Source organism: Actinophytocola xinjiangensis (assembly GCF_001921215.1).
GTDB classification, from domain to species: Bacteria; Actinomycetota; Actinomycetes; order Mycobacteriales; family Pseudonocardiaceae; genus Actinophytocola; species Actinophytocola xinjiangensis.
Map to the genome: position 1 here is coordinate 789,183 of NZ_MSIF01000001.1, position 23,528 is coordinate 812,710.

Annotated in this window: 14 protein-coding genes (1 of these 14 only partly in view); 12 read left to right on the plus strand and 2 right to left on the minus strand. The window is 74.4% G+C overall.

All coding sequences use genetic code 11. The features are described 5' to 3' along the window. The 3 genes in view from BLA60_RS03540 to BLA60_RS03550 are tightly spaced (each overlapping or abutting the next) and all read left to right on the plus strand, a layout consistent with a single transcriptional unit that may run on beyond the window. On the plus strand, positions 1–3,865 hold the 3' portion of the coding sequence (locus tag BLA60_RS03540) for a non-ribosomal peptide synthetase (protein WP_075131169.1). Its footprint begins 9,530 nt before the window's first position; the window shows 3,865 of its 13,395 coding nt (coding positions 9,531–13,395); its start codon lies beyond the left edge, outside the window; the stop codon is at positions 3,863–3,865. Further along, positions 3,862–9,987, plus strand: a complete 6,126-nt coding sequence (locus tag BLA60_RS03545) for a non-ribosomal peptide synthetase (protein ID WP_154814084.1) — start codon at positions 3,862–3,864, stop codon at positions 9,985–9,987. Before BLA60_RS03540 ends, BLA60_RS03545 begins: the two co-directional genes overlap by 4 nt. After that, entirely contained in the window at positions 9,984–11,975 is a 1,992-nt protein-coding gene (locus tag BLA60_RS03550; RefSeq protein WP_084734590.1) for a multicopper oxidase family protein, read from the plus strand. Before BLA60_RS03545 ends, BLA60_RS03550 begins: the two co-directional genes overlap by 4 nt. 89 nt (positions 11,976–12,064) lie before the next feature. Here BLA60_RS03550 and BLA60_RS03555 read toward each other — a convergent pair whose 3' ends face one another. After that, positions 12,065–12,811: a siderophore-interacting protein gene (locus BLA60_RS03555; protein WP_075131171.1), complete on the minus strand. Its 747-nt coding sequence runs from the start codon at positions 12,809–12,811 to the stop codon at positions 12,065–12,067. A 141-nt stretch (positions 12,812–12,952) separates the two neighbouring features. Between BLA60_RS03555 and BLA60_RS03560 the strand changes: the two genes are divergently transcribed. The 9 genes from BLA60_RS03560 (at position 12,953) to BLA60_RS03600 (ending at position 21,463) form a co-directional block, all read left to right on the plus strand. Beyond that, on the plus strand, positions 12,953–13,999 hold the full coding sequence (locus BLA60_RS03560; RefSeq protein ID WP_075131172.1) for a FecCD family ABC transporter permease: 1,047 nt from the start codon (positions 12,953–12,955) through the stop codon (positions 13,997–13,999). After that, entirely contained in the window at positions 13,996–15,054 is a 1,059-nt protein-coding gene (locus tag BLA60_RS03565) for a FecCD family ABC transporter permease (RefSeq protein WP_075131173.1), read from the plus strand. The genes BLA60_RS03560 and BLA60_RS03565 overlap by 4 nt, the downstream gene beginning before the upstream one ends. Beyond that, complete coding sequence (locus tag BLA60_RS03570) at positions 15,051–15,926, plus strand: ABC transporter ATP-binding protein (protein ID WP_084734591.1); 876 nt, start codon at positions 15,051–15,053, stop codon at positions 15,924–15,926. Before BLA60_RS03565 ends, BLA60_RS03570 begins: the two co-directional genes overlap by 4 nt. Positions 15,927–15,928: 2 nt before the next feature. After that, complete coding sequence (locus BLA60_RS03575) at positions 15,929–16,879, plus strand: ABC transporter substrate-binding protein (RefSeq protein WP_154814085.1); 951 nt, start codon at positions 15,929–15,931, stop codon at positions 16,877–16,879. Positions 16,880–17,072: 193 nt separating this feature from the next. Continuing rightward, positions 17,073–17,849: a 2,3-dihydro-2,3-dihydroxybenzoate dehydrogenase gene (locus BLA60_RS03580; protein WP_075131175.1), complete on the plus strand. Its 777-nt coding sequence runs from the start codon at positions 17,073–17,075 to the stop codon at positions 17,847–17,849. Between the two features lie 32 nt (positions 17,850–17,881). Next, positions 17,882–19,000 (plus strand): isochorismate synthase, encoded by a 1,119-nt coding sequence (locus tag BLA60_RS03585; RefSeq protein WP_245811800.1) that lies wholly within the window; start codon positions 17,882–17,884, stop codon positions 18,998–19,000. Continuing rightward, on the plus strand, positions 19,000–20,595 hold the full coding sequence (locus BLA60_RS03590; protein WP_084734592.1) for a (2,3-dihydroxybenzoyl)adenylate synthase: 1,596 nt from the start codon (positions 19,000–19,002) through the stop codon (positions 20,593–20,595). The genes BLA60_RS03585 and BLA60_RS03590 overlap by 1 nt, the downstream gene beginning before the upstream one ends. Then, a complete protein-coding gene (locus BLA60_RS03595; protein ID WP_075131176.1) occupies positions 20,592–21,248 on the plus strand; it encodes an isochorismatase family protein in 657 nt (218 codons plus the stop codon). The genes BLA60_RS03590 and BLA60_RS03595 overlap by 4 nt, the downstream gene beginning before the upstream one ends. After that, positions 21,245–21,463, plus strand: a complete 219-nt coding sequence (locus BLA60_RS03600; protein ID WP_075131177.1) for a phosphopantetheine-binding protein — start codon at positions 21,245–21,247, stop codon at positions 21,461–21,463. Before BLA60_RS03595 ends, BLA60_RS03600 begins: the two co-directional genes overlap by 4 nt. 11 nt (positions 21,464–21,474) lie before the next feature. On the opposite strand, the gene BLA60_RS03605 is transcribed toward BLA60_RS03600, so the two are convergent. Continuing rightward, positions 21,475–23,304, minus strand: coding sequence for a glycoside hydrolase family 15 protein (locus tag BLA60_RS03605; RefSeq protein WP_075131178.1), 1,830 nt, complete (start codon positions 23,302–23,304; stop codon positions 21,475–21,477). Positions 23,305–23,528: the final 224 nt, after the last annotated feature.

Sequence of the window (23,528 nt, forward strand, 5' to 3'; positions counted from 1 at the left end):
TCCACAGTGGACACCGCTGCCCGTCCAGTACGCCGACTTCGCCCTCCAGCGACCGTCCGGTGACCTCGCCTACTGGACCGAGCACCTCGCCGGGCTGCCCGACGAGCTGAACCTGCCCACCGACCGGCCACGCCCGCCGGTCGCCACCTACGCGGGCGGCGAGATCGTCCAGGCCCTGCCGCCCGAACTGGCCGCGGCCGTGCGCACGACGGCGGCCCGGCACGGCGTCACCGTGTTCATGGTCGTGCAGGCGGCGGTCGCCGCGCTGCTCGGCAAACTCGGCGCGGGCACCGACATCCCGCTCGGCTCACCCGTCGCCGGCCGCACCGACCCGGCGCTCGACGACCTCGTCGGGTTCTTCGTCAACACCCTGGTGCTGCGCGCCGACCTGTCCGGCGACCCCACGTTCGCCGAACTCCTCGGCCGCACCCGCCGCACCACGCTCGACGCGTTCGCGCACGCCGACGTCCCGTTCGAACGGCTCGTCGACCACCTGGCCCCCACCCGGTCCACCTCCCGACACCCGCTGTTCCAGGTCGTCGCCACCCACCGCCTGGTCGACGACACCGACCTCGGCCTGCCCGGCCTGCGCACGACCGAGATCGACCCCGGCCTGGTGAGCGCCAAGTTCGACCTCACCTTCACCGTCCGCGAGACCCGCGGCGACCCCGGCCTCACCCTCACCGTCGTGTACGCGAGGGACCTCTACGACGACCCGACCGCCGTCGACCTGCTCGACCGGCTGGCCGGTCTGCTCACCGCGTTCTGCGCCGCGCCGGACACCCGCCTGAGCGGGGTCGAGATCCGCACCACCGCCGAACGGAACCGGATCGCCGGGTGGAACGACACCGCCCGGGACGTGCCGCCCGCTGGACTGGCGCAGCTGTTCGAACGCCAGGCCGCTGCCCGCCCGGACGCTCTCGCCCTCGCCGACGGCGACCGCCGGTACACCTTCGCCGAGGTCGACACGGCGGCCAACCGCCTCGCGCACCGGCTGATCGACGCCGGGGTGGCGCCGGAGAACCTGGTGGCGCTCGCGTTGCGCCGCGGCGCCGACCTGGTGGTCGCGCTGCTGGCCGTCGCCAAGGCCGGGGCGGCGTACCTGCCGGTCGACCCCGACCTCCCCGAGACCCGGATCCGGCACGTCCTCGACGACGCACGGCCCGTGCTCGCCGTCGGTGAGCCCATCACCGGGCTCCCGCACGTGCCGGTCGGGACCGCCTGGGACACCACGCTTCCCGCCGGCAACCCCGGGCTGCCGGCCCCCGCGCCGGAGGCGCTCGCGTACGTGATCCACACCTCCGGCTCCACCGGCCGCCCCAAGGGCGTCGCCGTACCGCACGGCGGGCTCGCGTCGCTGGTCGCCACCATGGCGGGCGGCTCGGACAGCGGGCCCGGCCGGCGGGTCGGCCAGTTCGCGTCGTTCTCGTTCGACGTGTCCCTGGCCGAGCTCGCGATCTCCGTGCTCGCCGGCGCGAGCCTGCACCTGTTGCCCGAGCACGCCCGTGCCGGGGCCGCGCTCGCCGCGTTCGCCACCGAACACGCCCTGACCCACCTGGTGATCCCGCCGTCGGTCGTGGCGTCGCTGCCCGAGGACGCGCTGCCGGCCGACCTCACGCTGATCGTCGGCACGGAGGCGTTGCGGCGCGAGCTGATCCGGCGCTGGGCGGGCGGGCGGATCCTGCTCAACGCCTACGGCCCGACCGAGCACACGGTGAACTCGACGCTGTGGCGCGCCGATCCGACGTGGGGGTCGGGAGTCCTGCCGATCGGCCGCCCGGACGTGAACAAACAGGCGCACGTCCTTGGCCCGGACCTGGTGCCGGTGCCGCCGGGGGTGACCGGCGAGCTGTACCTCGGCGGCACCGGGCTCGCACGCGGCTACCTCGGCCGGCCGGGGCTGACCGCGACCCGGTTCGTGGCCGCCCCGGACGGGCGGCGGTGGTACCGCACCGGCGATCTCGTGCGCTGGACCGGCGACGGGCTGCTGGAGTACCACGGCCGCGTCGACGACCAGATCAAGGTGCGCGGCTACCGCATCGAACCGGCCGAGATCGAGGCCGCGCTGGTGGACCGGCCCGGTGTCCTGGCGGCGGCGGTCGCGGCCAGGGAGATCGACGGCCGGCGGGTGCTGGTCGGCTACACGGTCGGCGCGGATGTGACCGCCGGGGACCTGGCCGACACCCTGCCCGAGTACCTGATCCCGTCCGCGTGGCTGCGGCTCGACGCGCTGCCGCTCACGGTCGCGGGCAAACTCGACCGCGACGCCCTGCCCACGCCGAGCGCCCGCGCGCGCGGCACGGACGCCCCGGCCGAGAACCGGCGCGAGGAGACGCTGCTCGCCCTGTTCCGCGCGCTGCTGGGCCGCGACGACATCGGTGCCACCGACGGGTTCTTCGAGCTGGGCGGCGACAGCATCGTGTCCATCCAGCTCGTCGCCGCCGCCAGGGAGCGGGGCCTGGCGCTCGCCCCGCGCGACGTGTTCGAACGCCGGACCGTGCGCGGCCTGGCCGCCGTCGCCACCGAACTCGCCGCGCCGGACACGCACGACGACGGTGCCGGCCTGGTGCCGCTGACGCCCGTCATGCGCTGGTTCGTCACCCACGACCCGGCCGTGGAGAAGTTCGGCCAGTCGATGGTGATCCGGCTGCCGGCCGACGTCGACGAGACCCGGCTGCGGGCGGCGTTGCGCACGGTGCTCGCACACCACGACGCGCTGCGCGGCCGGCTCACCGCCGACGGTCTGGACATCGGCCCCCTGGCCCACGACCCGCTCGACGTGCTGGCGTGCCCGGCGGGCACCCGGCCCCGCGACGGATTCCTGCTGGCCCGCGACCGGCTCGACCCGCGCGCCGGCCGGATGCTGCGCGCGGTCTGGTTCGACCACGGTCCCGGCGTCGAGTCCGAGCTGCTGGTCCTGGTGCACCACCTGGTGATGGACGGCGTCTCGTGGCGCGTGCTGCTGCCGGACCTGGAGGCCGCGTACGCGGGCCGGGACCTGCGCCCGGTTCGCACGTCGCTGCGCACCTGGGCCACCGGACTGGTGGCGGTGGACAAGGAGAACGAGGCCGCGTACTGGCGCGGCGTCCTCGATCCGCCGCCGGCACCGCTGGGCGGTGGCACCCACGCCACCGTGCGGCGGCTGCGGGTCACCGCCCCCGCCGAACCGCTGCTCACCACCGTCCCCGGCACGCTCCGCGCCGAGATCGACGAGGTCCTGCTGACCGGTCTGGCGCTCGCGGCCCGCGACTGGAGCGGCGAGGACGACCTGCTGGTCGACCTGGAGGGCCACGGCCGCGCCCAGGACCTCGTGCCCGGCGCGGACCTGTCGCGCACCATCGGCTGGTTCACCAGCGTCCACCCGGTCCGCCTGCGCACCACCGGCATCGGCGTCGCCCGGGCCGAGGCCGACCCGGCGCGCGCCGAAGACGTGCTGCGCCTGGTGAAGGACCACCTGCGCCGCGTGCCCGACCACGGCATCGGCTACGGCCTGCTGCACGACCGGTCCCCGGCCCAGATCGCCTTCAACTACCTGGGCCGGCTGGGCGGCGGCGCGGACGCCGGACCGTGGCAGCCGGTCGACGGCGGCCTCGGCGGCACGGTCGACGAGCACCGCCGCGTCGACCACCCGCTGGTGGTCGACGCGGTCACGGTCGACGGCGAGCTGCGCGTCGACCTCGCCCACACCGGCGTCGGCGAGGCGTCCGCGCGCCGCCTGGCCGACCTGTTCGTCCGGGGACTGGCGGCCGTCGTGGCGGCGGCCGCCCGGCCGGACGCGGGCGCCCACACCCCGGTCGACGTGCCGCTGGCGCGGCTGTCGCAGTCGCAACTGGACCGCATCCGAACGAGGTGGACGACCCGATGAACGCGCCGGCACTGGCCGACATCCTGCCCCTGTCCCCACTGCAGGAGGGCCTGCTGTACCTGAGCAGCTACCAGCCAGACGGCCCGGACGCCTACACCGTGCAGCTGGCCGTCGACCTGTCCGGCGACCTCGACCCCGCCCGCCTGCGGGACGCGGTCCACGGCCTGCTTGACCGGCACCCGAACCTGCGGGCCTGCTTCTGGTTCGAGGAGTCGGACCGGCCGGTCGCGCTCATCCCGGAGTCGGTGACCGCGCCGTGGACCGAGACCGACCTGCGCGGACAGCCCGACCCTCTGGCGCGGGCACAACGGATCGCCGCCGCCGCGCGCGCCGACCGGTTCGCCCTGGACGTGCCGCCGCTGTTCCGGTTCCACCTGCTGCGCCTGACCGACGGCGACCACCGCCTGCTGATCACCAGCCACCACATCCTGCTCGACGGCTGGTCCAACGCGCTGCTGGTGCGCGAACTCCTTGCCCTGTACCGGGACCGGCACCTGCCACCACCCGCCGGTCGCTACCGCGACTACCTGGAATGGCTCGACCGCCGCGACCGCGCGGCGAGCGAACGGGCCTGGCGGGACGCGCTGGCCGGAGCCACGTCGTGCACCCCGTTCTCCACCGCCCGGCGCACCGGCACCGCACCGGACCGTGCGGCGCTGACCCTTGACGCCGGGCCGCTCACCGCGCTGGCCCGCCGGGCCAGGGTGACGCTGCCGACCGTGCTGGCCGCGGCGTGGCTGACCGTGCTCGCCGCCTACACCGGCACCCCGGACGTGATCACCGGGCAGGCCGTCGCCGGCCGCCCCGCCGAGGTGCCCGCCTCCGGTGAGCTGATCGGACTGTTCCTCAACACCGTGCCGGTGCGCGGGCGGCTGCGGGCCGACGAGCCGTTCACGGCGCTGCTGCGCCGGGTGCGCGACGAACAGACGGCGTTGCTGGACCACCAGTACCTCGACCTCGCGACCGTCACCCGCGTCGCCGGGGTGGGGGAGCTGTTCGACAGCCTGCTGGTGGTCGAGAACTACCCGGTCGACGAGGACGCCCTGGCGGCCTCGGAGCGGGGGACCGGGCTGCGGGTCGAGCGGGTCAGCGGCCAGGACGGCACGCACTACCCGCTGATGGTGACCGCCGTTCCCGGCGGCGACACGCTGCGCCTGGAGGTCCGGCACCGCATCGACCCGGCCACCGCCACCGGCGTCCTCACCCGGCTGCGGGCCGTGCTCACCGAGGTCGCCACCGCCCCGGACACGCCGGTCGGCGCGCTCGGCCCGGCCACCGGCACGGCGCTGACCGGTCCGGTCGCGCCGGTCCGGCACCCGGACCTCACCTCGCTGCTCACCCTCGCCACCGACGCGGTCGTCCTCGTCGCCGGGCCTGACCGGCTCACCGGCCGCGCACTGGCGGCCCGCGCCGACGACCTCGCCGCCGAACTCGCCGCCCGGGGCGTCGGCCCGGACTCGGTGGTGGGCCTGGCGACCGGCTACCACGCCGACCTGGTCGTCGCGTTGTTGGCGGTCCTGCGGGCCGGGGCCGCGTACCTGCCGCTCGACCTCGGTTACCCGGTCGCGCGCCTGCGCCACATGATCACCGACGCCCGGCCGTCGCTGGTGCTCACCCGGGGTCCGCTCCCGGCCGGACTCGGTGGCCTGGCCCCGGAACTCGACGTGTCCATGGTGGAGTTCGCCGCCCGGCCGGCGCCACCGGTCGAGGTCCGCCCGGAGCACCCCGCCTACGTCGTCCACACCTCCGGGTCCACCGGCGAGCCCAAGGGCGTGGTCGGCACCCGGCTGGGCCTGGCCAACCGGCTCGAATGGCTCCAGCGGGCCGAACCGCTCGGCCCCGACGACCTGGTACTGGCCAAGAGCTCGATCAGCTTCCTCGACGGATCGACCGAACTCCTCGGCGCGCTGGTCGCCGGCGCGCCCGTCGTCCTGGCGTCCACAGCGGACCGCACGGACGCGCTCGCGCTGGTCGACCTCGTCCGGACCCACCGGCCGACGCGGGTCACCGGTGTCCCCAGCCTGCTGCGCACCCTGGCCGACCACGGCCGCGACGCGCTCGACTCGGTCCGCCTGTGGGTCAGCAGCGGTGAGGCGCTCACCGAGGCACACGTCGCGGCGCTGTCCGGCGGCGGCCGGATCCTGAACCTGTACGGCTGCTCGGAGGTCAGCGGCGACAGCCTGTGCGCCCCCGACGCCGGCGCCGCGCTCAGCCTCGGCACGCCGGTGGGCAACACCGTCGCGCGGGTCCTGGACGCGTGGCTGCGTGAGGTGCCGCCCGGTGGCGTCGGCGAGCTGTACCTGGCGGGCGCCGGCCTCGCCCGGGGCTATCTCGGCCGCCCGGGCCTGACGGCCGACCGGTTCGTCGCGACCGCCGGTGGCGCCCGGATGTACCGCACCGGCGACCTCGTCCGGCTGCGCCACGACAGCACGGTCGACCACCTGGGCCGCACCGACGAACAGGTCAAGATCCGGGGCTTCCGCGTCGAGCCGGCGGAGATCGAGTCGGTGCTCGGCGGCGTCGCGGGCATCAGCGCCGCGGCGGTCGCCGTGCACCGCGCCCCCACCGGACCGGTCCGTCTGGTCGGCTACCTGGTCACCGAGGACGGCGAGCCGTTCGACCCGGCCGTGGTCCGTGCGGTCGCGGCCGAACGGCTCGCCGAACACCAGCTCCCGTCGCTGCTGATCCACCTGCCCGCGTTGCCGACCACCCCCAGCGGCAAGATCGCCCGCCGCGCGCTGCCCGAACCCGACCTGGCCGGGCTGACCGGCACCGACCGCCCGACCACCGACGCCGAAGCCACGCTGGCGGCGTTGTTCGCCGACGCGCTGGGCCTGCCGTCGGTCGGCGTGCACGACGGTTTCGCCGATCTGGGCGGCGACAGCCTCGTGTGCATCCAGGTCGTCGGCCGCGCCCGCGCCGCCGGGCTCGCGATCAGCCCCCGGGACGTGTTCGAACACAAGACGGTCGCCGCGCTCGCGGCGGTCGCCACCGCACCGGCGGCCGACGTGCCGGCGGCCGACGGCCTGGCCGAGCGGCGGGCACGGCACGCCGCGCTGCTGGCCGAACCCGGGGTCAGCGACGTCGCGCCGGCCACGCCGCTGCAACAGGGCATGGTGTTCCTGTCCGGCTACGCACCCGGGCGCCCCGACCCGTACGCGATGCAGCTGGTGCTGCGGCTGACCGGTCCGCTCGACGCCGCCAGGCTGCGGGCGGCCGCCCAGCGGGTGCTCGACCGCCACAGCGCGCTGCGCGCCGGGTTCCGGCTCGCCGACGGCGAGGTCGTCCAGGTGTTCCACAGTGGACTCACCGTGCCCTGGGCCGAGTTCCCGGACGCTGACGTGTCCACGGTCGCCGAGGCCGAACGCGCGGCACCGTTCGACCTGGCCACGCCGCCGCTCGTCCGCTTCGCACTCGTCCGTCTCGGGCCGGACGAGCACCGCCTGGTGATCACCAACCACCACGCGATCCTCGACGGCTGGTCGGTCCCGCTGCTGGCCCGCGCCCTGTTCACCGCCTACGCCGGCCTGCCAGACGACGACACCGACGACACCGACCACTACCCGGACTACCTCGCCTGGCTCGCCTCCCGCCCCGACAGCGACAACGCCTGGCGCGCCGCGCTGTCCGGCGTGCGCGGACCGACGCTGCTCACCGACCCGTCCGCGCCGACCACCGCCGGGGAACCCGCACGGCTGCTGCCCCTCGACCTGCCCGGTGATCTCGCGGCGAGGCTCACCGGGCTGGCCCGGTCAACGCACGTCACCCTCAACACCGTCGTCCAGCTCGCCTGGGCGGTCGTCCTGGGCCGTGCGACCGGCACCGACGACGTGGTCTTCGGCGCCACCGTCTCCGGCCGGGCCGCCGACGTGCCGGCCGTCGGCTCGGTCGTCGGCCTGCTGATCAACACCGTGCCGGTGCGGGTCCGGCTGCCGCACACCAGCACCGTGCGTGACGCGCTCGCCGAACTCCAGCTGGCCCAGGCCGGGCTCGTCGAGCACCAGCACGCCGGGCTCGCCGACATCCAGCGCTGGTCCGGCCACCGCACCCTGTTCGACACGCTGCTGGTGTTCGAGAGCTTCCCCGTCGACGAGGACGCGCTGCGCGCCGCCGAGACCGCCGGCGGGCTGGACGTCGAGGTCGTCGAGGGCCGCTCGCTCACCCACTACCCGCTGACCGTCACCGTGTTCCCGCACCCACGCCAGGAGACCGGCCTGGAGATCGTCCTGGAGTACCGGCCGGATGTGCTCACCGAGGACGACACCCGTCGTCTGGCAACCCAGCTCACCGACGTCCTCACCGCGCTGGCCACCAGACCGGACGCGCCCCTGGCGGCGCTGCCGTCGGCGTCGGCCGGCGAACGCGAACTCGTCACCGCCCACGGCACCGGCACGATCCGCCCGCCCGGCGCGCTGCTGCCCGACCTGTTCACCGACCAGGCCGCCCGTGGCGCGCACCGCCCGGCCGTCACCTGCGGGGACCGGGTGCGCACCTTCGGCGAACTGGCCACGGGCGCCAACCGGCTCGCCCGCGCGCTCATCGCGCGCGGCGCTGGCCCGGAGACCGTGGTCGCCGTTCGGCTCGACCGGTCGGTCACCGCGATGACCGCCATGCTCGCCGTCCTGCTGTCCGGCGCGGCGTACCTGCCGGTCGACCCGGCGCTGCCCGACGAACGCACGGCCGTCGTCCTGGCCGACGCGAACCCGGTCGTCGTGATCACCGACGGCGCGGTCCCCGGCGACCGGACCGTGCTCGACCCGGAGGCCGCCGTGGTCGCCGCGACGCGCGCCGACCCGGTCACCGACGCCGACCGCCGCGTCCCGCTGCGGCCCGAGCACCCCGCCTACGTGATCTACACGTCCGGCTCGACCGGCGTGCCCAAAGGTGTCGTCGTGCCGCACCGGGCCATCGCGAACCTGTTCGCGAGCCACCGTCGCGCCCTGTACGAACCGCTGCGCCGGCGCACCGGACGGGACCGGCTGAACGTGGCCCACGTGTGGCCCTTCGCGTTCGACGCCGCGTGGCAGCCGCAGCTGTGGCTGTTCGACGGGCACACCGTGCACGTCCTGCCCGACGACGAACGCGGCGACCCGGCCGCGCTCGCCACGGTGATCGCTGCCAGGGACATCGACTTCGTCGAGGTGCCGCCGGCGATGCTCGACCCGCTGGCCGACCTCGGCGCGCTCGCCGGCCTGCCGATGATCGGCTTCGGTGGCGACGCGGTCGGCGACGCCCAGTGGCGCCGGCTCGCCGCCACCGACGGGCTCGCCGCCGTGAACCTGTACGGCCCCACCGAGACCACGGTGGACACGCTCGCCGCGTGGACCACCGCCAGCGACCGGCCGGTCATCGGCCGGCCGGTCGACAACGCCCGCGTGTACCTGCTCGACGCGACCCTCAACCCGGTGCCGCCGGGCGTGGTCGGCGAGCTGTACGTCGCCGGGGCGGGTGTCGCGCGCGGCTACCTCGGCGCGCCGGCCCACACGGCGCAACGGTTCGTCGCCGACCCGTTCACGCCGGGGCAGCGCCTGTACCGCACCGGCGACCTGGCCCGGTGGACCGCGCGGGGGGACGTGGACTACCTCGGCCGCGCCGACGGGCAGGTCAAGATCCGGGGCTACCGCGTCGAACTGGGCGACGTGGAGGCGGCGCTGACCGCGCACCCGTCGGTGGACGCGGCGATCGCGAGCCCGGCCGGCGACCGGCTCGCCGCGTGGGTGACCGGGGCGGTGTCCGCCGAGGACGTCCGGGCGTGGGCGGTGCGCCGGCTGCCGGACCACTCGGTGCCATCGGCGATCGTCGTGCTCGACGCGTTTCCGTTGACCGGCAACGGAAAGGTCGACCGCGCCCGGCTGCCCGCGCCGACGTTCGCGGCGGCGGCACCGTTCCGCGCCCCGGCCACCGACCGCGAACGCGCCCTGTGCGCCGCGTTCGCCGCGGCGCTCGACGTACCCCGGGTCGGTCTGGACGACGACTTCCTCGAACTGGGCGGCGACAGCCTCGCCGCGATGCGGCTGATCGCCGCCGCCGCGCACGCCGGTGTGCGGCTCACCCCCCGGGACGTGTTCACCCACCGCACGGCGGCGACCCTGCTGGCCCACACGGAGACGGAGAAGGAATGACGGACGACGAAGGGCGGCGCGGCTGGTCCCGTCGCCGGCTGCTCACCGGCGCGATCGCCACCGGTGCGATGGTGCCGGTGATCCTGCCCGGCGGCCCGTTACCCGGGCTGTACGAGGCACTCGCGGGACAGCGGCGCGTTCCCGCCCGAACGGTGCGCGCGGGCGGCACGCCCCGGCTGCCCGGCCGGCTCACCGCCGAGGTGACGCGGGTCAGCCACCAGGCGCACCCCGAACCGCTGGAACCGTTCCGGGACCCGCTGCCGATCCCGCGCGTGCTGCGGCCCGACCGCGACGGCGAGGTCCAGGTGCGGCTGCGGACCGCACGCGTGCGCCTGCACTCCCAGCTCCCGCCCACCACGATCTGGGGCTACGAGGGCACCGTCCCCGGCCCGACGATCGAGGTCCGTAGCGGGCGGCGAACCCGCGTCCGCTGGGTCAACGACCTCACCGGGACGATGCCGCTGATCGCCGTGGCTCCCCCGATAGCGCAGGCCGACCCGCCGCTGTGGGACCGCCCCGGCCGCGACGGCGCGCCCGAGCTGACCGACGTGTCGAACCTGCCCGCGTGGACGGTCACCCACCTGCACGGCGCCGAGACCGGCATGGACAACGACGGCTGGCCGGAGGCCGGCGTGCCGCGCGGGGACACCCAGGTCGCCGAGTACGGCAACGACCAGCGCGCCACCCTGCTCTGGTACCACGACCACGCGATGCCGGTGTCGCGGTGGAACACCATCGCCGGGCTCGCCGGACTGTACGTGGTCCGGGACCGCACCGAGGACGCGCTGGACCTCCCGTCCGGCCGCTACGAGGTGCCGCTGGTGTTGTGCGACCGCAACTTCGACCTCGACGGCCAGGGCCGGCTCACCGGGACCCAGCTGTACAAGACGGTGCTGTACGCCACCGAGCCGGAACCGCAGGCGACGTCGTTCTCCGGCCCGTTCACCACGGTCAACGGCGTGATCTGGCCGCACCTGGCGGTCGAGCCGCGCTGGTACCGGCTGCGGATCGCGAACGTGTCGAACGTGCGGCCCTACCAGCTGCGGTTCACGGTCGAGGACGGGTCGCCGGTGCCGGCGGGCGTGGTGGCCCTGATCGGTACCGACGGCGGGTTGCTGCCGGCGCCGCTGCCGGTCGACGGTGTGCTGCCGGTGGCGGCGGCCGAGCGCGCGGACGTGCTCGTCGACTTCGGTGCCGTGCGCGGCCGGCGGATCCGGCTGACCAACGTGGACTACGACCCCGGCCCGTGGCCGCAGGTCATGGAGTTCCGGGTCGGCGGTCGCGGCGGTGGCGCGTCCACGCCACCCGCGACGCTCGACCGGACGTTCCGGGAGCCCGACCCGGCGGCGGCCGACGCGCCGGAACGAATGATCATGTTCCCGCCGCTGGGCACCGGGCAGATCGAGCAGTGGGAGATGACGGAGGTGCCGGCCCCGTCCGGCCCGTTCCCGGTCGACGGGATCGTGCAGGTGCGCGGCCAGGACGGGCGGGTCCGCACCTACCAGCGGGTGGCCCGCCACTTCAACGACCCGGTCCGGTTCATGACGGCCACCGGCAGCTGGGAACGGTGGACGTGGCTGAACCTGGACGTGGCCGGGTGGCCGCACCCCCAACACGTGCACGCCACCCACTTCCGGGTCACCCACCGCCACCACTACGACGTCGAGGACAAGTGGGAGTTCGTCCTGGACGACGCCGGCCGCACGGTCGGCGGCGGGACGGTGGCCCCGGTGGAGTTCCGTTCCGCCGGTGAGATCACGCCGATGGAGAGCGGCTGGAAGGACGTCGTCCAGGTCAACAACGGCGAGGCGGTCACCGTGGCCGCCAAGTTCGACCACAGTGGACGGTTCCTGCACCACTGCCACATGCGCGACCACGAGGACATGGGGATGATGCGCCCGTTCGTGGTGATGCCGGCCGAGGTCATGAAGATCGAACGCCAGCACGGCCACCCGATGCCCCCGGCGCAGGGACACACCGGGCACTAGGCACAGTCGAACAGGTTCGGTGGCCGCCTCGGGGACGTAGTCCCGGGGCGGCACGACTGGTCCACCGACGGTGCCGGGTGTCGATGGATTCAGCCGGCGCGCCAGTACCCGCAGAAGTAGATCCGGTCCTTGGCCATGCCCCGGTCGTTCACCAGATGCCGGCGCACCCCGGTGGCCAGCGCGGACTCGCCCGCCACCCACGCGTAGGGCACGCCCGTCGGCAGCTCCCGCTCGCGCAGCGCGGCCAGTACCGCCTCGCCGCGGCGCGCGTCGCCCCGGTGCACCCAGGTGACGGCCGAGCTGAGCGGAAGTTCGTCGGCCTCGTCGGCGACCTCGAGGAGCGCGACGGTGGGGAAGCGCGGGTCCTCCAGGATCGCCGCCACGGCGGGAAGTGCGGCCTCGTCGCCGATGATCAGCTGCCACTCGGTGCCGGCGGGCGGCGCGTAGTCGGCGCCGTCGCTCAGCACGCCGATCTTGTCGCCGGGCGCGGCGGTGGCGGCCCACGCGGAACCGGGGCCGGCCTGCTCGCCGTGGCCGTGCAGCACGAAGTCGATGTCCAGCTCGCGGGTCGCGCGGTCGAACCGGCGCACGGTGTAGTTGCGCAGGGCCGGGCGAACCGTCTCCGGCATCGCGCACAGCTCCGGCCACCACTCGGTGGTGACGGGCAGCGGCGGTGGTTCCTCGCCGACCGGCAGGAACAACCGGACGAGCTGATCCGGGCCGTCGTGGGCGAAGTCCGCGAGCGCGTCGCCCGCGAGTGTCACCCGCACCATCCGCTCGGTGAGCGGCGTGGTCCCGGTGACGGTCACCAGCACGGGCTGCTGACGTGTGGCCATCCGACAACCTCCTCAACGATGGTTAGCCTAGCCTAAACTTCGCTTCCGGCGAATGATCGCGTAACCCCTGTGATCACGAGCTTTGCTTAGGCTAGCCTTAGTCAATCCGGAGTGGCTGAATGACTACGGGCGGGTTGACGGGTGACCACGAGGGCGGTCGGAGAGCAGCGGACGCGGACGCGTCCCGCCCGGCGGGCCGCGCTGGGGGCGGGGCTCCTCGGCGCGCTCGCCGTGCTGGCACTGTTCGTGGTGCTCAGCGTGTGCGTCGGCTCCGTGTCACTGTCCCCGAGCGTCCTGCTCGACGTGCTCGCCCACTACGACCCGACCAACGGCGATCACCTGATCATCGGGACCATGCGGGTGCCGCGCACCGTCGTCGGCCTCGTCGCCGGCGCCGCGCTCGGGCTCTCCGGTGCGGTCATGCAGGGCCTGGCCCGCAACCCGCTCGCCGACCCCGGCATCCTCGGCGTCAACGCCGGCGCCTCCCTGACCATGGTGCTCGGCATCAGCGCGTTCGGCGTCACCGCGTTCTCCGGTTACGTGTGGTTCGGCTTCGCCGGCGCCGCGGCGGCCGGGCTGCTCGTCCACCGGATCGGCTCGTTCGGCCGGGACGGCGCCACCCCGGTGAAACTCGCGCTCGCCGGCGCCGCCACCTCCGCCGCGCTCGGCTCGCTGACCACCGCGATCCTGCTCACCGACACCGAGGCGTTCGACGAGTTCCGGTTCTGGCAGGTGGGATCGCTGGCCAACCGGGAACTGGCGGTCGTCGCGCAGGCGCTGCCGTTCCTCGCGGTCGGCGCGGCGGCGGCGCTGGTGTGCGGGCGGCTGCTGAACATCCTGTCGCTGGGCGGCGACGTGGCCCGCTCGCTGGGTGTGAACCTCGCGGTGGCCCAGGGGATCGCCGCGCTCGCCGTGGTGGCGCTGTGCGGCGCGGCGACGGCGATCGCCGGACCGATCGCGTTCGTCGGCCTCGCCGTGCCGCACGCCGCGCGGGTACTGACCGGGCCGGACCACCGGTGGATCCTGCCGTACTCGATGGTGCTGGCGCCCGCGTTGCTGCTCGCCGCCGACGTGCTCGGCCGGGTGGTCGCCCCGCCGGGCGAGGTGCAGGTCGGGGTCGTCACCGCGGTCGTCGGCGCGCCCGTGCTGGTGTCGTTGGTACGCCGCAGGAAGGTGGCGGCCGTATGACGGCGGTGCTCGACGAGCGGAACGCGGTGCGGCGGGTGGCGTCGGTGCGGCGGCGAGGGATCCGACGCGGCCGGACCGTCGGTCTCGTCCTGGCGGCACTGGCCAGCGGGCTGGTGCTGCTCGAACTGTCGCTCGGCAGCGTCACCCTCCCGCCGGACGACGTGCTGGCGGCGCTGTTCGGGACCGCAACGCCGCAGGCGGAGTACATCGTCGGCGAGGTCCGCGCCCCGCGTGCGCTCACCGGTGCGCTCGCCGGCGCCGCGTTCGGCCTGTCCGGGGCGATCTTCCAGGGACTGGTGCGCAATCCGCTCGCCAGCCCGGACATCATCGGCATCACGATGGGCGCGAGCGCGGCGGCCGTCGTCGCGATCGTCGTGTTCGGGGCGACCGGCGCGCCGGTGTCGGTCAGCGCGTTCTGCGGGGCGCTCGGTACCGCCACGCTGATCTACGTGCTCGCGTGGCGGCGCGGGATGAGCGGCTACCGGCTCGTGCTCGTCGGGATCGCGGTCGCCGCCGTGCTCTCCAGCGTCGTGTCCTACCTGATGACGCGCGCGCAGGTGCGGGACGCGCAGCAGGCGCTCGTCTGGCTCACCGGCAGCCTCACCGCCCGCACCTGGACCGACGTCGCACCGCTGGCCGTGGCGGTCGTCGTCCTGGTACCGCCGGCCGTCCTCCTCGCGTCGGGACTGCGGCCGTTGCAGTTCGGCGACGACGCGGCCACCGGGCTTGGCGTGCGCGTCGAACGGCACCGGCTCGGGCTGATCGTCGTGGCCGTCGCGCTCGCCGCCGCCGCCACCGCGGCCGCCGGACCGGTCGCGTTCGTGGCGTTCGTGTCCGCGCCCATCGCCCGCGCGCTCGTCAACGGCAACGGGCCCGCGCTCGTGCCCGCCGCGTTCACCGGCGCGGTCGTGCTCGTCGGCTCGGACCTCGTCGCCCAGCACGTGCTCGAACTGGTCGGGATCGTGGCGCTGCCGGTCGGTGTGGTCACCGGCGTCCTCGGCGCGCCCTACCTGCTGTGGCTGATGTCCACGACCAACCGGACGGGGCGGGCATGACCGGTGACGCGCTGGCGGGGCAGGGCCTGCGCCTGGGCTACGACGGCCGGGAGGTGGTCCGCGACCTCACGGTGGCCATCCCGCGGGGGGTGATCACCGCGATCGTCGGGCCCAACGCGTGCGGGAAGTCGACGCTGTTACGCGGACTCGCGCGCCTGCTCGTCCCGGACGCCGGCCGTGTCCTGCTCGACGGCCGCGACATCCACGCCATGCCCACCCGCGCGGTCGCGACCCGGCTCGGCATCCTGCCGCAGCACCCGATCGCGCCGGAGGGTCTGACCGTCACCGACCTCGTCGGCCGGGGCCGCCACCCGCACCACGGGTGGTTGCGCCGTTGGGGCGCCGACGACGACCGCGCCGTCGCCGACGCCATGCGGGTCACCAGCACGCTCGACCTGGCCGAGCGCCCGGTCGACGAACTGTCCGGCGGGCAGCGGCAGCGCGCGTGGATCGCGATGGCGCTCGCCCAGCGCACCGGTGTGCTGCTGCTCGACGAACCCACCACCTACCTCGACGTGACCCACCAGGTCGAGGTGCTCGACCTGCTCACCGACCTCAACCGGACCGACGGCACCACGATCGTCATGGTGCTGCACGACCTGAACCTGGCCTGCCGCTACGCCGACCACCTGATCGCGCTGCGCGACGGCGAGGTCGTCGCCACCGGCACACCGTCCGACGTGGTCACCCGTGACCTGGTCGCGGACGTGTTCGACCTGCCGAGCGTGGTCGTGCCGGACCCCGTCTCCGGCACCCCGCTGATCGTGCCGATCGGCCGTCACCACACCGAAGTCCTTCCCGGACCACCACCCACCACCGCGCTCCCCGTCCCCGAACTCGCCGAACCCCGGCGGGAAAGCAGGTCCGAGTGAAGATGGTCAGCAGGCGTGGGTTCCTCGCCGGTACGACAGGCGCGGCCGCCATCGCGTTCCTGGCCGCGTGCGGCGGTGATGACCAGGGCGGTGCGGCCGCCGCCGGCCGTGCGGTCGAGACCGACAAGGGCCCGGTCACGGTCCCGGACAAGGCCACGAAGGTCGCGTGCGCGGACTTCTTCGGCGCGTTCGCGGTGGTCGACCTCGGCCTGGTGCCGGTGGCCGTGTGCGGCTCCCACTACGAGGACACCGGTCCCCGGTACGAGACCACGCTCGCTGAGGTGCCGCTCGTCGGCGACTTCACCACGCCCGACCCGGAGAAGCTCGCCGGCACCGACCCCGACCTGATCCTGCGCACCATCGACACCGACGACGCGCTGTACGAGCAGTTGCGGGGCATCACGCCGGCGACCGTCGTGATCAGCTTCCAGCAGCTGTCGCTCACCGAGGTCGCCACCAGGGTCGGCGACGTGCTGGGTCGCCGGAAGGAGGCCGACGCGCTGCTCGCCGAGTACGAGGCGGCGTGCGAGGACATCAGGACCAGGCACGCCGACGTGCTCGGCCGGTACACGTTCACCTTCGCGCAGGCCGCGTCGGACACCACGTTCTGGACGCTCGGCGAGAAGTGGACCGACACCAAGGTCCTCGTCGACTGCGGGGTGACGCTGGCCGAGCCGTCGGCGTCCCAGGCCGAGCCGACGGAGGAGTTCTCGCTGGAGCGGATCAGCGTGCTGGCCGACAGCGGTGTGCTGCTGATCCCGTCCGGGCCGGACGGCGTCACCGAGGCGCCGGACAACAAGCCGTTGACCAGCAACGCGTTGTGGGGCCAGCTGCCGGCGGTGACACAGGGCCGGGTGTGGCCGGTCCTGTCGGGGGCCGCGTCGCTGGGCACCGCGCTGGAACTGGTCGAGCGCTTCGACACCGTCCTGACCGAACTGGCGACCAAGGACTGACGGCACCGACCTCACCGGCGGCGTCACCGGCGGCACGGGGACTCGTTCCGCGTGCCGCCCGACGCTGATCACCGGCCGCCACCAACTCTTCACGCTGTGCCATAGGCCTCTTGATTACTTAGGTTAGCCTCTCCTAATATCGAAGGACTGGCGCTGACCTCGGGTGAGGCGCCCCGAGCGGCGGGGGAACGGCGTGAGCGGTGTCGAGGGCCGGGTCGCGATCGTCACCGGCGCGGCGCGCGGCATCGGCGCCGCCGTCACCGCCGCCCTGGCCCGGCAGGGCGCGCTGGTCGCCGCCGCCGACGTCGACAAGGAGGTCGTGGCCACCGCGGCGGCCCACCGCGCCGACGGCCGGCAGGTGCGCGCGTTCCTCACCGACGTGTCCGACCCGGTCGCCGTCGACGAACTGGTCGCCGACGTCGACCGGCTCCTCGGCGGCATCGGGATCCTCGTGAACGTCGCCGGCATCCTGCGCCCCGGCCCCGTGCTCGCCACCTCCGACGCCGACTGGGCCGCCATGTTCGCGGTGAACACCACGGGCGTGTTCCTGACCGCGCGGGCCGTCGCCACGCGGATGGTGGCCCGAGGCGGCGGCAGCATCGTCACCGTCGGCTCCAACGCCGCGGGCGTCCCGCGCACCGGCATGGCCGCCTACGCCGCGTCGAAGGCCGCCGCCACCGTGTTCACCCGCTGCCTCGGCCTCGAACTCGCCGCCCACGGCATCCGCTGCAACATCGTCTCGCCCGGCTCGACCGACACCGCCATGCAGCGCGCGCTGTGGACCGACGAGCACGGCGCGGACCGGGTCATCGCTGGCTCGCTCGCCGAGTACCGCACCGGCATCCCGCTCGGCCGCATCGCCGACCCCGCCGACATCGCCGACGCCGTGTCGTTCCTCGTCTCCGACCAGGCGCGGCACATCACCATGCACGACCTGTACGTCGACGGTGGCGCCACCCTCCGGGGCTGACGCCGACGACGATCCACCAGAACGGAGCACCTGTGCCGACCATCCACGCCGACGCCCCACCGGGTGCCGGCGACCTGCTGCGCGCCTACCGTGCCGGCGCGTTCTTCCTGTCCACACCGGACGGTGTGCTGCTCGCCGGCAACCTCGGCGCGCCGCTGACCACTGTCGCCGCGGCCCGTGTCGCGCTGACCCGAGGCGCGACGGTCGTGGGCGCCATCCCGTTCGACCCGGCCGCCCCGGCCCGGCTCGCGGTCGCCGGAACCGTGCGCCGGGCCGCCCCGTGGCACCGCCGCGCCGGCCGTGGCACACCGTTGGCCGCGCGGTCCTGGACCTGGCGCGACGCCGACCCCGACGTGTTCCGCGACGCCGTGACAACCGCACTGTCCCGAATGGACGGAACGGGGCTGCGTAAGGTCGTACTGTCCCGCGTGCGCGAGCTGACCGCCAGCCAGCCGGTCGACGAGCGGGACCTGCTGACCGCGCTCGCCGACCGCGACCCCTTCGGCTACATCTTCGCCGCCCCGCTCGACGGCCGCACCCTGCTCGGTGCCAGCCCGGAACTGCTGGTGTCCCGGCGGGGCACGGTCGTGCTCGCCAACCCGCTGGCCGGATCCGCACCCCGCGACCGCGACCCGGTCCGCGACGGGCGCAACGCCACCGCGCTGCTGTCGTCGGCCAAGGACCGCCGCGAGCACGAACTGGTCGTCACCGCGGTCGCCGACGGGCTGTCCCCGCTGTGCCGCCGCGTCGCCGTGCCGGCGCCGGAACTGTTACCCACCAGGACGATGTGGCACCTGTCGACGCGGATCACCGCCGAGGTGCCCGACGACGTGTCGGCCATCGAACTCGCCACCGCACTGCACCCGACCCCGGCGGTCTGCGGCGACCCGACCCCGGACGCGCGGGTGCTCATCGACGAACTGGAGCCGTTCGACCGCGGCTTCTACACCGGGATCGCCGGCTGGACCGACGCGACCGGCGACGGCGACTGGGTGGTGGCGATCCGCTGCGGCGAGGTCGCCGGCTCGTCCCTGCGGGTGTACGCGGGCGCGGGCATCGTGCCCGGGTCCACCCCGGACGCCGAACTGGCCGAGACCGCCGCGAAGTTCCGCACGTTCCTGTCCGCGCTGGGCATCGAGGAGGACGGCTGATGGACCACACACCGTGGCCGCCGGAGTTCGCCGACCGCTACCGGGCCGCCGGGTACTGGACGGGGGAGACGTTCGGCGCGTTCCTGGCCGACCGGGCGTTCCGGTACGCCACCCGGGTCGCGGTCGTCGACGGGGACCGCCGCTGGACCTACCGCGAGCTGGACGCGCGGGCCACCAGAATGGCGGCCGGGCTGCACGCGCTGGGTGTCGCGGCGGGGGACCGGGTCGTCGTCCAGCTGCCCAACGTCGCGGAGTTCTTCGAGGTCGTGTTCGGACTGTTCCGGCTGGGGGCGCTGCCGGTGTTCGCGCTGCCCGCCCACCGGCGCAGCGAGATCGCCTACTTCTGCGAGCACACCGACGCCGTCGCCTACGTGATCCCCGACCGCCACGGCGGGTTCGACCACCGCACGCTCGCGCGGGACCTGCCCGGCGACCGGCCTGTGCTGGTCGCCGGCGACCCCGGCCCGTTCACCGCGCTGGCCTCGATCCCGGTCGACGGGCCGCTCCCGGCGGGCCCCACACCGGACCAGGTCGCGTTCCTGCAGCTGTCCGGCGGCAGCACCGGCGTGCCGAAACTCATCCCGCGCACCCACGACGACTACCTCTACAGCGTGCGCGAGAGCGCCCGCATCTGCGGCCTCACCACGGAGTCGGTGTACCTGGCGGCGTTGCCGGTGGCGCACAACTACCCGCTCAGCTCGCCGGGGGTGCTCGGCGCGCTGCACGCCGGCTCGACCGTCGTCCTCGCCCCCGCGCCGACCCCGGAGGTGGTGTTCGGGCTGATCGAACGGGAACGCGTGACGATCACCGGGATCGTGCCGCCGCTGGCGTTGCTGTGGCTGGACTCCACGCTGCGCTCCCGGTACGACCTGTCGAGCCTCGCGCTGCTCCAGGTCGGCGGCGCGAAGCTGGCCGCCGAGGTCGCCGACCGGATCGCCCCGACGCTGGGCTGCCGGCCGCAGCAGGTGTTCGGCATGGCCGAGGGCCTGGTCAACTACACCCGCGCCGACGACCCGCCGGAGCTGGTGCGGGTCAGCCAGGGCAGACCGATCTCGCCGGCCGACGAACTGCGGATCGTCGACCCGTCGACCGGCGCCGAGGTGCCCGACGGCGAACCGGGCCACCTGCTCACCCGTGGCCCGTACACGATCCGTGGCTACTACCGCGCCGAGGAACACAACCGGGACGCGTTCACCGGCGACGGCTTCTACCGGACCGGCGACCTGGTGCGGCGCCTGCCCTCGGGGCACCTGGTCGTCGAGGGCCGGGTCAAGGACCAGATCAACCGAGGCGGCGAGAAGGTCGCCGCGGAGGAGGTGGAGAACCACCTGCTGGCGCACCCCGCCGTGCACGACGCGGCGGTGGTCGCCGTGCCGGACCCGCACCTGGGGGAGCGGACGTGCGCGTTCGTGATCCCGCGCGCCGACCCGCCGACCGCCGCCGAGCTGCGCCGGTTCCTGCGCACCCGAGGGCTGGCGGCGTTCAAGATCCCCGACCGGGTCGAGCTGGTCGAGACCTTTCCCTACACCGGCGTCGGCAAGACCAGCAGGAAGGATCTGCGCCGCGCGCTCGCCGAGGAGGTGGCGAACCGATGACGACCGCACAGAAGGCGGGCCTGCCCGCGATCACGCCCTACCCGATGCCCACGGCGCAGGACCTGCCGGCCAACCGGGTGCCCTGGTCGCCGTGCCCGTCGCGCGCGGTGCTGCTGGTGCACGACATGCAGAACTACTTCCTGCGTGCCTTCGCCGGCGCCCCGATCCCCGACCTGGTGGCCAACATCGCCCGGATCGCGGAGGCCTGCCGCGTGCTCGGGGTGCCGGTGGTGTACTCCGCGCAGCCCGGCGGGCAGAACCCGGAACAACGCGGGCTGCAGCTGGACATGTGGGGTCGGGGCGTGGGCGCCGACCCGCACGACGCGGCCATCGTGGACGCCCTGACCCCGAGGCGCGAGGACACGCTGCTCACCAAGTGGCGCTACACGGCCTTCCACCGCACCAGTCTCGCCGAGCTGTTGGCCACCGAGGGCCGCGACCAACTCGTCGTCACCGGCATCTACGCCCACATCGGCTGTCTGATGACCGCGACGGACGCCTTCATGCGCGACATCCAGCCGTTCCTGGTGGCCGACGCGGTCGCCGACTTCTCCCGCGCCGACCACGAGATGGCGCTGCGCTACGCGGCGGGCCGTGCCGGCGTGGTGACCACGACCCGAACCCTGCTGTCCACCCTGGAGGCTGACCGGTGAGCGACGACCTGCGCGAGCACATCGCCGAGATCCTCGACGTCCCCCCGGACACGATCGGCGACGAGGACAACCTCCTGGACCACGGCTTCGACTCCATCCGGATGATGTCCCTCGTCGAGGCCCTGCGCGCCAAGGGGCACGCCGCCGACTTCACCCAGCTGGCCGAACAACCCACCCTCGCCCACTGGCGGCGACTGCTGACGGTGGCACCGTGATCATGACGCGGTCATGGGACTGCCGCCGCTTCCGCCCTCGCGAGGTTCACCCCGCTGGCGATGACACCGATGTGGCTGAACGCCTGCGGGAAGTTGCCCATGAACGCGCCCGTCGACGGGTCGATCTGCTCGGCGAGCAGGCCGAGCGGGCTCGCCCGCGCGCACAGCGAGGCGTAGAGCCGCTCGGCCTCCTCCAGCCGCCCCTGGTGCGCCAGGTTGTCCACGAGCCAGAAGCCGCACAGCACGAAGGCACCCTCGTCGCCGGGGATGCCGTCGGCCGACTGCTCGTGCAGGTAGCGGTAGAGCAGGCCGTCCCCGGCCGAGAGCCGCCGCGCGATGGCCGAGGCGGTGGCCACCATTCTGGGGTGGCGGGCCGGCACCACCCGGCGCAGCGGCAACGCGAGCAGGCTCGCGTCCAGACCCCCGCTGCCGTCGAGGTGTTCGCGGAACGTCTGGGCGTCCTCGTCCCACGACCGCTCCAGGATGAGCGTGCGCAGCCGCTCGGCCGACGCCCGCCACGCCCGGGTCGGCCCGGGCAGGCCGAGCCGTTCACCGAGGCCGGCGGCCCGGTCGAGGGCGACCTGGCACAGGCCCGCCGAGTACGTGAACACCCGGCCCTCGCTGCGCACCTCCCAGATGCCCTGGTCGGGTTCGCGCCACGCCTGCCCGGCGGCGTCGGCCAGGGCGCTCAGGCCGGACCAGAGCGAGGGCTCCAGCCGGCCGCCGCGGCGTTGCCACTGGTGGGCGCAGTCGAGCACCTCGCCGTAGACGTCGTGCTGGCGTTGGTGGGCCGCGCCGTTGCCCCAGCGCACCGGGGCCGAACCGCGGTAGCCGGCCAGCACGGGGTCCTCGACCTCGTCGGGCACCGGGCCGCCGTCGACGGTGTACATGATCCTCGGTACCCGGCTCTGCTCGAAGGCGTCGAGAACCCAGCCGAGGAAGGCGTCCGCCTCGTGGGCGAACCCGATACGGCGCATCGCGAACACCGTGAACGCCGCGTCCCGGATCCAGGTGTAGCGGTAGTCCCAGTTGCGGACCCCACCGATCGGTGCGGGCAACGAGGACGTCGGCGCCGCCACCAGCGAGCCGTTCGCCCAGTCGTCGCAGAGTTTCAGGGTGATCGCGGCCCGCCGGACCAGCGGCTCCTCGGGGCCGGCGTAGCGCAGGTGCGACATCCACCGGCGCCACGCGTCCGCCGTGTCGCGCAGTGTCGTGTCGGCGTCGAACCGGTGGTGGCGGTGGGACCGGCCCCAGGACAGCACCAGGTCGAGCCGTTCACCGGCCCGCAGGTCGTAGGTGTCGCTCAGCGAGGTCAGCGGCCGGTTCGAACGCAGGTGCAGGCGCGGTTCCTGGCGCTGGGACAGCCGCAGCTCCAGCCCGCTGAACAGGGAGCGGACCTGGGCGCCGCCGAAGGGCCGCAGGTCGACCCGGAGCCGGACGTCGCCGGCCAGGACCACGGCCGACCGCACGAGTTCGCCGCGCGCGGCGGAGATGTCGTCGGACAGGTCGGCGCCCGGACGCAGCGTGAGCGCGTCGGAGAGCCGGACACGGCCCGTCGCGCCCACCAGGTCGGTGATCAGCACCGCCGTGTCCGGCTCGTAGCGCTGGCGAGCCTCGACCAGCCCTTCCGGCTGGATGGTGAAATGCCCGCCCCGTACGGGATCGAGCAGGCCGCGGAAGAGCGGGTCGGAGTCGAAGCGGGGCAGGCACAGCCACGGGATGGACCCGTCGAGGCCGACCAGGGCGGCCGTCGTGCCGTCGCCGATCAGCCCGAGATCCTCCAGCGGCAGGGAGCCGTCGTGCCGGACAACCGGCCGCAACGGCGGACCAGGATCGAACATGCCGCCTCCCCTTCCGCCGCCGTCACCGTTCGGGGTAGCCCCCGGCTCCCCGGGCAAACCGGGCCGACGTCACCCGAACGAGCGATCCCAGCGGCGGCGGACCGCCGATGAGGTACCGCGACCGGACAAAGCCCGCGAGTACGAAGATCGTGGCCACAGCGGACCTCTGGCGGTGGAACCCGCGGACGGCTGTCACCAAACGTGACCGCGCGGTGGCCTAGAAT

Coding starts and splice junctions, on each gene's coding strand:
- BLA60_RS03545 (WP_154814084.1), top strand. CDS start 3,862: ATGAACGCGCCGGCACTGGCCGACATCCTGCCCCTGTCCCCACTGCAG.
- BLA60_RS03550 (WP_084734590.1), top strand. CDS start 9,984: ATGACGGACGACGAAGGGCGGCGCGGCTGGTCCCGTCGCCGGCTGCTC.
- BLA60_RS03555 (WP_075131171.1), bottom strand. CDS start 12,811: ATGGCCACACGTCAGCAGCCCGTGCTGGTGACCGTCACCGGGACCACG.
- BLA60_RS03565 (WP_075131173.1), top strand. CDS start 13,996: ATGACGGCGGTGCTCGACGAGCGGAACGCGGTGCGGCGGGTGGCGTCG.
- BLA60_RS03570 (WP_084734591.1), top strand. CDS start 15,051: ATGACCGGTGACGCGCTGGCGGGGCAGGGCCTGCGCCTGGGCTACGAC.
- BLA60_RS03575 (WP_154814085.1), top strand. CDS start 15,929: ATGGTCAGCAGGCGTGGGTTCCTCGCCGGTACGACAGGCGCGGCCGCC.
- BLA60_RS03590 (WP_084734592.1), top strand. CDS start 19,000: ATGGACCACACACCGTGGCCGCCGGAGTTCGCCGACCGCTACCGGGCC.
- BLA60_RS03595 (WP_075131176.1), top strand. CDS start 20,592: ATGACGACCGCACAGAAGGCGGGCCTGCCCGCGATCACGCCCTACCCG.
- BLA60_RS03605 (WP_075131178.1), bottom strand. CDS start 23,304: ATGTTCGATCCTGGTCCGCCGTTGCGGCCGGTTGTCCGGCACGACGGC.